Source organism: Methylorubrum salsuginis, from assembly GCF_900114375.1.
GTDB lineage: Bacteria > Pseudomonadota > Alphaproteobacteria > Rhizobiales > Beijerinckiaceae > Methylobacterium > Methylobacterium salsuginis.
On sequence record NZ_FOSV01000008.1, the window covers coordinates 64,304 to 76,404 of the forward strand.

The following is a 12,101-nucleotide window of genomic DNA, read 5'->3' on the forward strand; positions in this document are numbered from 1 at the left end:
CCCATGTCCCGGAGCGCCCGACAGCTCGATGCCGACCTCCCCTTCCCCGGTGACGCGGCCCTGCGCGCCGCCGCCGAGGGCTGGCGCCGGGCGCTGGCGCAGGAGCGGCGCATGGCCGCCAACACGGTCGAGGCCTACGAGCGGGATCTCCGCCAGTTCCTGACCCATCTCGACGCCCGCTCCGGCCCGCCGACGATCCAAAAACTCATCGCCCTCAAGCCCCGCGACCTGCGCGCCTTCATGGCGGCGCGGCGGGCCGACGACATTTCCGGGCGCTCGCTGATGCGGGCGCTGGCGGGCCTGCGCTCCTTCGCCCGCCATCTCGAGCGCGAGGGCCACGGCAGCGTCGCCGCGCTCGGCGCGGTGCGCCAGCCCAAGGTCGAGCGGCGCTTGCCGCGGCCGCTGCCCGTCCAGGCCGCGGTGGCCATGACCCTGCCGGAAACCCGCGCGGACGAATCGCGCGAGCCCTGGGTGCTCGCCCGCGACGCGGCGGTGATCGCGCTGCTCTACGGCTCGGGGCTTCGCATCTCCGAGGCGCTGGGCCTCACCGCCCGCGACGCCCCGGTGCCGGGCCTCGACGAGGTTCGGGTGACCGGTAAGGGCGGAAAGGTCCGTGCCGTGCCGGTGCTGCCGGCGGTGGCGCAGGCGGTCGCCGACTATCTCGCCCTCTGCCCCTACCCGCTCGATCCGGACGGGCCGCTCTTCGTCGGCGTGAAGGGCGGGCCGCTCTCGCCGCGGATCGTGCAATACGCGGTGGCCGGCTTGCGCGGCGCGCTGGGCCTGCCCGAGAGCGCGACGCCGCACGCCCTGCGTCACTCCTTCGCAACCCATCTCCTCGCCCGCCAGGGTGAGCTGCGCGCGATCCAGGAACTTCTGGGCCACGCCTCGCTCTCGACGACGCAGCTCTACACCAAGGTCGACGCCGCCCGGCTGATGAGCGCCTTCGAGGCGGCGCATCCGCGGGCGGGCAAGTTGGCCGGCGCAACAAACCCGTGAGGCTGTCGCATTCACGGACCGAATTCACCTTGGTCTTGCCGCGATTGAGTGGCGGACTGTGCCCAAGACGGCGGTCGATGCCGCCCGAGTCGCTGAAGGAAACACCCCATGCGCGTCAGCGGAATTTGCGTGGCGATCCTGCCGGTTCTCGCCGTCCTCGCCGTCACCGCCATGGTGAAGACGGTGCTCCTGCCCGTCACCGCGCTGAAGGGCGCGCTGGCCAGGACCCGCACCGCGCGGGCCTGAGCCTTACGTTTCTGCCGCGCTTGATTTTGTTCGGCGCGGTTCTCCGTTGAGAGCCTGCGGTTTCGATCGCGCACGCGCCGACGGTTCCCCCTCTCCCGGCAAGCGGGGCGAGGGGATGCCGCGGCTTTCCTCGTGATCAGGCGGAAGCCGTACCGGACTTCGCCTCCCGCCCCCCGAACAAACTCACCGCGAACGCCACCGCCAGATTGAGCGCCAGCGCCACCACGCCCGCGTTCAGATCCTGGATCGGCCCGGGCAGGCCCGGAAACAGTTTCGCGAGCGTGTAGCCGCCCACCACCGTCACCGAGACCGCGGCGACGCCCGCCAGGATGCCGGCGATGGCCCCGGCCTTGGTCAGCGGGTTGTTGCGCCACAGGCTGAAGAAGAAGGCCGGGAACAGCTGCGTCACCACGGCGTAGCCGATGAGCAGCAACTGCACGATGGTCTCGCCGCCGTAGAGGGTGAAGCCGACGCAGGCGAGCGCCAGCACGGGCGCCATGATCTTGGCGAAGCGCCCCGTCGAGGCGTCGGTCGCGCCCGGCGCCAGCGGCCGGTAGAGGTTCTGCGCGATGAGCGTCGCGCCCGCGATCAGGATCATCGAACCCGGCACTAGGGCGGTCAGCACGCCGGTGGCGCCGATGACTCCGACGAACCACGGCGGGAAGGTCTCCAGCGCGATTCTGAACAGCGACAGGTCGACGTCGGGCCCGGTCAGGCCCGGCACCTGCAGCACCGCCGCGAAGCCGGCGAAGAACACGAACAGCAGCATCAGCTGGTAGAGCGGCAGGAACACCGCGTTGCGCCGGAAGGTGCGGGCGTCGCTCGCGGTGTAGATCGAGGCGAAGATGTGCGGGAACATCCAGCCCCCGAGCGCCGTCAGGATCGTGGTCGAGGCGAACCACGTCGCGCTCTGACCCCGGTCGGGCAGCGCCAGGAAGCCGGGCTTGGCCTGATCAATGGCCGTGAACATCGGGCCGATGCCGCCGTAATAGTGGTAGGGCAGGTAGAGGCCCAAAAACACCACCACGGCGAGGATGAGGATGTCCTTGACCACCGCGGTCCAGGCCGAGCCGCGAATCCCCGACACCATCACGTAGACGCTGACGCCCGCAGCCCCGATCCAGATCGCGAGTGTGGGCGGGATCACGCCGTAGGAGGCGGTCGAGACGATGATGCCGAGGCCTTTGAGCTGGAGCACCATGTAGGGCACCAGCGCCACGAGCCCGACCAGCGCCACGAGGAAGCCGAGCGGACGGCTCTCGTAGCGGGCGGCGAAATAGTCGGGCTGCGAGAACAGGTTGTGCTGCTTGGCGAAGGTCCAGGCGGGCGGCAGCAGCCAGTAGGAGATCACGTAGATCAGCGTGAGGTAGCAGAGGATGTAGTAGGTCGGCCCGCCCTTGCCGTAGGCCCAGCCCGAGCCGCCGAGGAAGGTGAAGGTGGTGTAGATCTCGCCCGCCATCAGCAGGAAGACCAGCACGGTGCCGAAGCCGCGCTTGCCGACGCTCCACTGCTCCATGTCCATGTCGTGGCCGGCCCGCGCCCAGAGACCGAGGCCGAGCGCCCCCACGAAGGCCAGCGCGATGATCGGGAGCGCCGCGTTCATGGCTCTTCTCCCGCGTCGCGGTTGGCCGGATCGGTGAGGTAGATCAGGGCCATCACGGCCGAGGTCGCCACCGTGCAGCCGACGAGCCAGGCCAGCAGCAGCGGCATGCCGAGCACCAGCGGCTCGACCCGGTTGAGGAGGTAGGGCCCGAGCAGCATGCCGGCGGGCGGCAGCACGGCGAGCCAGCGCAGGTGCTTCACGCGCGCGCCCTCCCCGGCCGAGTCTGCGCGTGTCCCAAGGTCGCTCGTGTCATGCAGTCCTCAACTCTTCGCTGCCGCGAAGATGAGGCAGTTCCCGCGCCAGGGCGAGGGGAGAACCTTCTGTTTCAGGGCGATCGTTCCCTGCGAGCGATGGTAGCACTTGCCCTCAAGCCGCCTCCCGGCGCCCTTCCAGGAGACCCGGCAGCGCGCGCAGGTTCAGCGGCTTGGCCAGGAAGCCGTCGAAGCCCGCCGCCTCGGCCGCCTCCATGTCCTCGCGGCCGGTATTGGCGGTGAGCGCCACCATGTGGAGCGGGCTCGCCTTCGTCTGCGCCTCGCGGGCGCGCAGGCGCCGGGCGGTCTCCAGACCGTCGAGGCCGGGCATGCGGATGTCGATCAGCGCGAGGTCGAACGGGCCTTGCGCCTCGGCGATCGCGAGGGCCTCCAGCCCGTCGCGGGCCAGCGTCACCTGGGCGCCCAGCCGCTCCAGCGCTTTGGTGGCGAGAAGCGCGTTGATCGGGTTGTCCTCGGCCAGCAGCACCCGCCGGCCGGACGACGCCATGGCAGCCGCCGCGCGCACGGGCGGAGGCGGCTCGGTCCCGGCTTCGGCCGGGGTCACCTCGGGGAGCGCTTCCGGGCGTACCTGTGCCGGGGCGGCGTTCGGCTCCAGCAGGCGGTCGAACAGGGAGCGGGCCCGCACCGGCTTGATCAGGTAGCTGTCGAAGCCCGAAGCGTTCACCGCGCCGAACTCGCGCCGGTCGAAGGGCGAGAGCAGGATCAGGCGGCAGCGCACGCCGCAGCGCCCGGCTTCCGCGGCCAGCGCCCGCACCGGGGCGTCGCCGAGGCAGCGGTCGGCGATGACGGCGTCGAAGGCGGCGCTCGCCAGGGCGTCGAGGCCGGCCTCGACGGTGCCGACCACCACCGCGGCGGCGCCGGAGCGGGTCAGGCGGCGGGCGAGGGCGGGCGCCTGGAACGGGGAATCGGCCACGATCAGCACGCGCCGGGCCCGAAGCGCGGGCGGGGCGGCCGGGGCGGTCGCCCCCTCGGCCACGGGCAGCGGCAGCACGACCCGGAAGGTCGAGCCGCGCCCCAGCGTCGAGCGCGCCTCGATCGTGCCGCCCATCCGCTCGACGAGGCGGCGGGTGATGGAGAGGCCGAGGCCCGTGCCCTCGTGGCGCCGGCTCGCGCTGCCGTCGCCCTGCTCGAATTCCTCGAACAGGATCGGGATGCGGTCCTCCGCCATGCCGGGGCCGGTGTCCTCGATGGTCAGCGCGATCCCCTCGCCTTCGCGGGTCAGGCTCACGCCGACGCCGCCGGTCTGCGTGAACTTCACCGCGTTGCCCGCGAGGTTGAGCAGGATCTGGCGTACCCGGTCGGCGTCGCCGACGCGCAGGGCCACGAGGTCGTCGGCGATGTCGAGGGCGATCTCCAGGCCCTTGTCCTGGGCCCGCGGCGCCAGCAATTCCGCCACGCCCTCGACGAGGAGGGCGGCGTCGAACGGTTCGGCGGCGAGGTCGAGCCGCCCGGCCTCGATCCGCGAGAAGTCGAGGATGCCGTCGACCAGGGTCAGCAGCGCCTTGCCGCTGGTGCGCAGGGCCTCGACATAGGTGCGCTGCTCCGGATCGAGACGGGTGTCGAGCAGGAGGTCGGCCATGCCGAGGATGCCGTTCAATGGCGTGCGCAATTCGTGGCTGACGGTGGCGAGGAAACGCGACTTGGCGACGTTGGCGGATTCCGCCCGGCTCCTTGCCTCGTCGAGGGATCGCACCGCCTCGACATGCTCGGTCACGTCGCTGCCGGCCCTGAGCCAGTTCGGCCCGCCCTCGCTGCCCGCGGCGGGCAGCTCGACGAAGGAGAACCAGCGCGGATGGCCATCGACCGGCACCAGCCGCTCCTCGACCCGGCGCACGCCGTCGGGGCGCACCTGGACGGGCCCGCGCTCCAGCACCTGCGGGGTCAGCGTCGAGCCGATCAGGTCGAGCGGCTTGGCGCCGAGAAGCGCGGCAAAGCCCTCGCTGGCGAAGGTGATCCGCCCCTGTCCGTCGCGCTGGACAACCGCCTGGGTGGTCGCCTCGACCAGCACCCGGTAGCGCTCCTCGCTCTCGGCGACCTGCCAGAGCCGGTCCTGCAGCGATTCCGAGGGCAGGTCCGACGCGGCGTGCCGCCGCAGCCCGACGACGATCAGGCCCGCGAGCCCGGCGACGACGCTCAGGCCCAGGATCATCAGCGCGAGGGTCATCGTCCGGTACGCCACTCCTTGCGCCGCCCCAACAGGCCGCGTTTCGGATGCGACCGTGACAGGGGCGCGTGAAGCCGCGCTTGAGAAAGGCGGTTAGGAAATCGTCAGCGGGATCGGGACAGTGTTTCGGATCGCTCCGCTCGGGCGCGACGGCCGCTTCACCCGAGAAAGCTTCACCTCGGCAAGCGGATGGTGTAGGCGCGCCCCCTGGCCGGGATACGGCGGCGCCGCTTCGGCCCCGCCTGTCGCAAACGAACCCCGGCTCGAGCCGCCCGGGAGTGCCACGGATGACCGCCCGCATCGACGCCGCCTTCGCCCGCTGCCGCGCGGAGAAGCGGGCCGCCCTCGTCACCTACGTGATGGCGGGCGATCCCGATCCCGAGACCTCGCTCAAGGTGCTGGAGGCGCTGCCGAAGTCCGGCGCCGACATCGTCGAGTTCGGCCTGCCCTTCACCGATCCGATGGCCGACGGCCCGGCGATCCAGGCCGCGGGCCTGCGCGCCCTCAAGGCGGGCCAGGACCTCAAGGGCACGCTGGCGCTGGTGCGCCGCTTCCGCGAGGGCGACGCCGAGACCCCCGTGGTGCTGATGGGCTATTACAATCCGATCCACACCTACGGCGTCGAGCCCTTCCTGGCGGATGCCAAGGCGGCCGGCATCGACGGGCTCATCGTCGTCGACCTGCCCCCCGAGGAGGACGACGAGCTGTGCCTGCCGGCCCGCGCGCAGGGCCTGGCCTTCATCCGGCTCGCCACCCCGACCACCGACGACCGGCGCCTGCCGGCCGTGCTCGCGAACACCGCGGGCTTCGTCTACTACGTGTCGATCACCGGCGTGACCGGGACGGCCACGCCCGATTTCGGCAAGGTCGCGCAGGCCGTCACGCGCATCACCGCGAAGACCGACCTCCCGATCGTGGTCGGCTTCGGCGTCCGCACCGGCGAGCATGCCGCGGCGGTGGCCCGGGGCGCCGACGGCGTGGTGGTCGGCTCGGCCCTGGTCGATGCGCTCGCCCGCAGCCTCGACGCCGAGGGTCGCGCCGGCGAGGGCACGGTCGAGGCCGTCGCCGGTCTGGTGCGCGAACTCGCGGGCGGCGTGCGCGGCGTCACGAAGGGCTGAAGCCGACTCGCCTCATCGCCGCCCCTTCCCCTTGGCAAGGACCCCTTGGCAAGGACCCCTTGGCAAGGACCCCTTGGCAGGGAGCCGGGGGCGGTCCGATATCAGCGTGTCACGGTTCGAGGAGCGAGAGGCCCCATGGTCGAGGCGATGAACTGGATCTCGGAGGTCGTGCGCCCCAAGATCAAGACGCTGTTCAAGCGTGAGACGCCCGAGAACCTCTGGATCAAGTGCCCGGATACCGGGCAGATGGTCTTCCACAAGGAGGTCGAGCAGAATCACTGGGTCATTCCCGGCTCGGAGCACCATCTCAAGATGGGTGCCCAGGCGCGGCTCAAGATGATGTTCGACGAGGGCACGTGGATCGACGTGCCGCTGCCCGAGGTCGCCGCCGACCCGCTCAAGTTCCGCGACGAGAAGCGCTACGTCGACCGCCTCAAGGAGGCGCGGGCCAAGACCGGCATGGCCGACGCCTTCAAGATCGGCTTCGGCCGCGTCGCCGGCCTGCCGATGACGCTGGCGGTGCAGGAATTCGGCTTCATGGCCGGCTCGCTCGGCATGGCCGGGGGCGAAGCCTTCATCCGCGGCGCCGAGACGGCCCTGGAGAAACGCACGCCCTACGTGCTGTTCGCGGCCTCCGGCGGCGCCCGCATGCAGGAGGGCATCCTCTCCCTGATGCAGATGCCCCGCACCACGGTCGCGGTGCGCCGCCTCAACGCCGCGAAGCTGCCCTACATCGTCGTGCTGACGAACCCGACGACGGGGGGCGTCACCGCCTCCTACGCCATGCTCGGCGACGTGCATCTGGCCGAGCCCGGTGCCCTGATCTGCTTCGCCGGCCCCCGCGTCATCGAGCAGACGATCCGCGAGAAGCTGCCCGACGGCTTCCAGCGGGCGGAATACCTGCGCGAGCACGGCATGGTCGATCAGGTGGTGCATCGCCATCAGCTCAAGGACACGATCGGCCGGCTCTGCGGCCTGCTGATGGACGTGCGCCGCGACGCCCCCGTTCCGGCCTCCCTGCCGGACGCGGCCTGACCTCACCGGGCGCCGCCACGTGATCGCATCGGGCGGCGCCCGTTCCTTGTTTGACTGCGCATCCCGACGAGCCGGTCCCCGCCTCGTCGGGATGCGCCTGAGAGACTGACGAAGGTTCGAGCGCGAGATGGAATCCTCCGACGCGCTGATGGCGCGCTTCCTCGCCCTGCATCCCCGCACGATCGACCTGTCGCTCGGGCGGATCGAGCGGCTCTTGGGCGCCCTCAACCATCCCGAGCGGCGCCTGCCGCCGGTGATCCACGTCGCCGGCACCAACGGCAAGGGCTCGACCATCGCCTTCATGCGGGCGATCCTGGAGGCGGGGGGCTTGGCCGCCCACGTCTACACCTCGCCCCATCTCGTGCGCTTCCACGAGCGGATCCGCCTCGGCGGCATCGGCGGCGGCCAGTTCGTGGCCGAGGATCGCCTCGCCGACGCCTTCGCCCGCTGCGAGGCGGCCAATCGCGGCGAGCCGATCACGGTGTTCGAGATCACCACCGCCGCCGCCCTGCTGCTCTATTCGGAGGCCCCGGCCGACGTGCTGCTGCTCGAAGTGGGTCTCGGCGGCCGGGTCGATGCCACCAACGTGATCGACCGGCCGGCCTGCGCCGTCGTCACGCCGATCGGGCGCGACCATGCCGAGTATCTCGGCGACACCGTCGAGGCGGTGGCGACCGAGAAGGCCGGCATCTTCAAGCGCGGCTGCCCGGCGGTGATCGCGCCTCAGGACTATGCCCAAGCCGATTCGGTGCTCTGCCGCGCCGCCGAGCGGGTGGGCGCGAGCCCCGTGCGGGTCGGCGGCCAGGACTTTTCCGTTCACGAGGAGAACGGCCGGCTCGTCTATCAGGACGAGGCGGAACTGTTCGACCTGCCCCGGCCGCGCCTGGCCGGGCGCCATCAGCTGACCAATGCCGGCACCGCCATCACGGCGCTTCGGGCCGCGGGCTTCGGCGACATCGGCATGGCGGCCTTCGAGGCGGGCCTGCGCAACGTCGATTGGCCCGGAAGGCTCCAGCGGCTGCGCCACGGGGCGCTGGCCGAACGGATGCCGCGGGACGGCGAGCTGTGGCTCGACGGCGGCCACAACGCCGATGGCGGGCGGATCCTGGCCGCGGCGATGGCCGATCTGGGGGAACGCAGCGACGTGCCCCTCGTCCTGATCGTCGGCCTCCTCGGCACCAAGGACGCCGAAGGCTTCCTGAAGAACTTCGTCGGGCTCGCCCGCTCCCTCGTGGCGGTGCCGATCTCCGGGCAGATGGCGGCCCGCCCCGCCGAGGAGGTCGCCGAGATCGCCCGCTCGGTCGGGTTGCAGGCCGGCACCGCCCACAGCGTCGAGGCGGCGGTGGCCGGGCTCTCCGATACCGTCTTCGAGCGCCCGCCCCGCGTCCTCATCTGCGGCTCGCTCTACCTCGCGGGCGTCGTCCTGGAAGCCAACGGGACGATCCCCGCCTGATCCCGAAACGTCGTGCCCGGCCGCCGGTCTCCGAGATCGGCGCTTCGAACACGCCTTGTCCAGTCATGGCACCTCCGGGAGCCCGAAATCGCGGTTTCAGGCGCCCGGGAGACCTGAAACGGCATCAACGGGTGTGGCCTTCCGGCTACATCGCCACCGGCGGAAATGGTCTAGCTTCATGGCGATCGGGCATTCTGCTGGGGATCAAAAAATGAAAAAGCTTCTGACATCGCTCGCCGCCTTCACGGCGCTCACCACCGTCGCTTCCGCTGCCGACCTGCCGCGTCGCGCTGCTCCGCCGATCTTCACCCCGGTTCCGGTGTTCACCTGGACGGGCTTCTACGCCGGTTTCAACGCCGGTTACGGCTTCGGCGTGCAGGACTCGCTGGCCCCGACGCAGGTCAACACCATCGACCAGCGCGTCATCAACGGCCCGCCCGGCACCGTCGCCGCCATCCTGTTCAACAACGGCGGCCGTAACGACGGCTTCGTCGGCGGTGGTCAGATCGGCTACAACTACCAGTTCACCCCGGGTTCCGGCATCGTCGTCGGTATCGAGGCGGACGCTCAGTACGCCGACCTCGGCGGTCGCAACGGCCGTAACGGCGTCTGCGGCGCCGGTGGCATCACCTGCATCTTCAACAACGCGGCCGGCGTCATCAACCCGGGCGTGACCCTGATCAACCCGACCGGTCTCCAGGGCCTCGACTTCTTCGGCACCGTCCGCGGCCGCATCGGTTACGCCTTCGACCGCGTCCTGTTCTACGGCACCGGCGGCTTCGCCTACGGCAGCTTCGGTGGCGGTCGCGCCGTCGACACCGACGACTTCAAGACCGGCTACGCCGTCGGTGGTGGTGTCGAGTACGCGCTCCCGACCGACTCGTTCCTGAACTTCTTCCGCTCCTCGGCGGTGACGCTCAAGATCGAAGGTCTGTACGTGAACTTCGACGGCAACAACAGCCGCTACGGCTTCGCCAACGCCAACGGCACGATCATCACCGCCGGCCCGATCGTCGGTGGCGCTCTGACCAACCCGACCTCGACCATCGTCAACAACGTGGCTCGCCGCGACAACGACTTCGCCGTCGTCCGCGCCGGCCTGAACTACAAGTTCGGCAGCTACTAAGCCGAACCCATCCAGGGTCTCGAGACCGAGGGAGCCCGGCCGCAAGGCCGGGCTCCTTTGTTTTGGCCGACTCGATCCAACCGTCTGTTCTGCGGTCATGAAAAAAGCCCGGCCTCGCGGCCGGGCTTTCTTTTGAGATCTGCCGGGCGAAATCAGGCGCTGGCCTGGATCCAGCGCGAAAGGTCGCCCTTGGGGGCCGCGCCGACCTTCTGGCTGGCGAGCTGACCGTTCTTGAAGATCATCAGCGTCGGGATCGAGCGGATGCCGTAGGTCGAGGCGATCCCGGGGTTCTCGTCGACGTTGACCTTGACGATCTTCACCTTGCCCTGGAGGTCCACCGAGATCTCTTCCAGCGCCGGGCCGATCTGACGGCACGGGCCGCACCACTCCGCCCAGAAATCCACCACGACCGGCTCGGCGGACTTCAGCACGTCCTGCTCGAAGCTCGCGTCGGTCACTTTCACCGTCGCCATCGTCAACGTCCTTTCGACTCGTGTCCTTCGGGGCACCGGGGAGCGGGGTCGGCGCCTCCTGGGCTCGAGCGGGAACTTGGCGACGCACCCGTCAGCGGTCAAGGCGCCCTCCTCCGCCCGCCCGGCCGGCACGGGTCTGAGGCGCGAGGCGAGCATGGATGTGCACAGCGCTCCACATCGCGCCGCCCTTGTTCCCGCGTTGCTTGGCCGCTCCTCCGGCCTCCGACCCTCGCCATCTCGGCCCGGCGCCCCATGTGGCGGGCAGATTCCGGGACAGGCGGACAAGGACTCGAGACGTGATGCGCACCCTTCCCTTCCTGCTCGCCACCGTCGCGGCCCTCGGCCTCGACGCGTCGGCCTTCGTTCGCTCATCGGCGGCACAGGAGGCCACCCAGGAGGCGCGCCCCTCCCGCGTCGAGGGCGAGGCGTTCCAGGCGCCGGCCGCGCCGGGCGCCGGCACCAAGACCGCCGAGCAGGGTCCGCCCAACACCGAGTACAAGCCGCTCCTGCCGAACCAGACCCGCGCGCCCGAGCCGAGCCAGAAGGCGCAGGTCGAGACGGCGGTCTTCGCCAAGGGCCTCGACAGCCCGTGGGCGATGGAGTTCCTGCCGGACGGCCGCGTGATCGTGACCGAGAAGGCCGGCAAGATCCGCATCGTCGCCAAGGACGGCACGCCGGGTCAGCCGGTGACGGGGGTGCCGAAGGTCGATACGCGCGGCCAGGGCGGCCTGCTTGACATCGCCTTGAGCCCGGGCTTCGCCTCGGATCGGACGGTCTATTTCAGCTACGCCGAGCCGCGCGACAAGGGCAACGGCACCACCGTGGCGAAGGCCAAGCTGGTCGAGAGCGACGGCAAGGCCCGCCTCGACGACGTCAAGGTGATCTTCCGCCAGACGCCGACCTACGACGGCGACAAGCATTTCGGCTCGCGCCTCGTCTTCGCTCCCGACGGCAAGCTGTTCGTGACGGTGGGCGAGCGCTCCGACAAGCAGACCCGCGTCCAGGCGCAGGATCTGTCGAGCGGGCTCGGCAAGGTCTTCCGCATCGACACCGACGGCAATGCGCCCAAGGACAACCCCTTCGTCGGCGGCGACAAGGCCAAGCCCGAGATCTGGTCCTACGGCCACCGCAACGTGCAGGCTGCCGCCCTCGACGGCCAGGGCCGCCTCTGGACCGTGGAGCACGGCCCCCGCGGCGGCGACGAGCTGAACCGCCCGCGCCCCGGCCTCAACTACGGCTGGCCGGTGGTGACCTACGGCATCGAGTATTCGGGTGAGAAAATCGGTGAAGGTCAGACTCAGGCCGGCGGCACGGTGCAGCCGGTCTACTACTGGGATCCGGTCATCGGCCCCTCGGGCATGGCTTACTATGACAAGGACCTGTTCCCCGACTGGAAGGGCGAGTTCCTGATCGGTGGCCTCGTCAGCACCGGCCTCGTCGCGCTCAAGCTCGACGGCGACAAGGTCGTCACCGAGGAGCGCATCCCCCTCGACCACCGCGTCCGCGACGTGCGCGTCGGCCCCGATGGCGCGGTCTACGCGCTCACCGAGGATGACGGTCAGATCGTGAAGATCACGCCGAAGAAGAGCAGCTGAGGGCGCTCGCGCGTCCTTGC

At 70.5% G+C, this 12,101-nt stretch carries 11 protein-coding genes; 7 read left to right on the forward strand and 4 right to left on the reverse strand.

The features are described 5' to 3' along the window. The first annotated feature begins 3 nt into the window (after positions 1-3). Both BM140_RS11640 and BM140_RS25850 read left to right on the forward strand, forming a co-directional pair. Positions 4-996 carry a tyrosine recombinase XerC gene (locus BM140_RS11640; protein WP_091945899.1) on the forward strand — a complete coding sequence of 331 codons (993 nt, stop codon included), beginning with the start codon at positions 4-6 and terminating at the stop codon, positions 994-996. A gap of 108 nt (positions 997-1,104) precedes the next feature. Next, the gene (locus tag BM140_RS25850) at positions 1,105-1,242 is read left to right on the forward strand and encodes a hypothetical protein (protein ID WP_165616440.1); all 138 of its coding nucleotides are present in this window, start codon (positions 1,105-1,107) and stop codon (positions 1,240-1,242) included. A 136-nt stretch (positions 1,243-1,378) separates the two neighbouring features. On the opposite strand, the gene BM140_RS11645 is transcribed toward BM140_RS25850, so the two are convergent. The 3 genes from BM140_RS11645 to BM140_RS11655 all read right to left on the reverse strand — a co-directional run bounded on the left by BM140_RS11645 (position 1,379) and on the right by BM140_RS11655 (position 5,281). Then, positions 1,379-2,845: a sodium:solute symporter family protein gene (locus BM140_RS11645; RefSeq protein WP_091945902.1), complete on the reverse strand. Its 1,467-nt coding sequence runs from the start codon at positions 2,843-2,845 to the stop codon at positions 1,379-1,381. Beyond that, positions 2,842-3,045 carry a DUF3311 domain-containing protein gene (locus tag BM140_RS11650; RefSeq protein ID WP_091945906.1) on the reverse strand — a complete coding sequence of 68 codons (204 nt, stop codon included), beginning with the start codon at positions 3,043-3,045 and terminating at the stop codon, positions 2,842-2,844. The genes BM140_RS11645 and BM140_RS11650 overlap by 4 nt, the downstream gene beginning before the upstream one ends. Positions 3,046-3,211: 166 nt before the next feature. Next, positions 3,212-5,281, reverse strand: coding sequence for an ATP-binding protein (locus BM140_RS11655; RefSeq protein WP_091946160.1), 2,070 nt, complete (start codon positions 5,279-5,281; stop codon positions 3,212-3,214). Between the two features lie 287 nt (positions 5,282-5,568). On the opposite strand from BM140_RS11655, the gene trpA reads away from it, so the two are divergent. The 4 genes from trpA (at position 5,569) to BM140_RS11675 (ending at position 10,013) form a co-directional block, all read left to right on the forward strand. Further along, positions 5,569-6,399 (forward strand): tryptophan synthase subunit alpha, encoded by an 831-nt coding sequence (trpA, locus tag BM140_RS11660; protein WP_091945909.1) that lies wholly within the window; start codon positions 5,569-5,571, stop codon positions 6,397-6,399. Between the two features lie 135 nt (positions 6,400-6,534). Beyond that, positions 6,535-7,434: an acetyl-CoA carboxylase, carboxyltransferase subunit beta gene (accD, locus tag BM140_RS11665; protein ID WP_091945912.1), complete on the forward strand. Its 900-nt coding sequence runs from the start codon at positions 6,535-6,537 to the stop codon at positions 7,432-7,434. A gap of 127 nt (positions 7,435-7,561) precedes the next feature. Beyond that, positions 7,562-8,887, forward strand: a complete 1,326-nt coding sequence (locus tag BM140_RS11670; protein WP_091945914.1) for a bifunctional folylpolyglutamate synthase/dihydrofolate synthase — start codon at positions 7,562-7,564, stop codon at positions 8,885-8,887. Between the two features lie 211 nt (positions 8,888-9,098). Beyond that, entirely contained in the window at positions 9,099-10,013 is a 915-nt protein-coding gene (locus BM140_RS11675) for an outer membrane protein (protein ID WP_091945917.1), read from the forward strand. A gap of 152 nt (positions 10,014-10,165) precedes the next feature. On the opposite strand, the gene trxA is transcribed toward BM140_RS11675, so the two are convergent. Further along, entirely contained in the window at positions 10,166-10,486 is a 321-nt protein-coding gene (trxA, locus tag BM140_RS11680; protein ID WP_091945920.1) for a thioredoxin, read from the reverse strand. A 296-nt stretch (positions 10,487-10,782) separates the two neighbouring features. Between trxA and BM140_RS11685 the strand changes: the two genes are divergently transcribed. After that, positions 10,783-12,081, forward strand: a complete 1,299-nt coding sequence (locus tag BM140_RS11685; protein ID WP_091945921.1) for a PQQ-dependent sugar dehydrogenase — start codon at positions 10,783-10,785, stop codon at positions 12,079-12,081. The last annotated feature ends 20 nt before the right edge of the window (positions 12,082-12,101 follow it).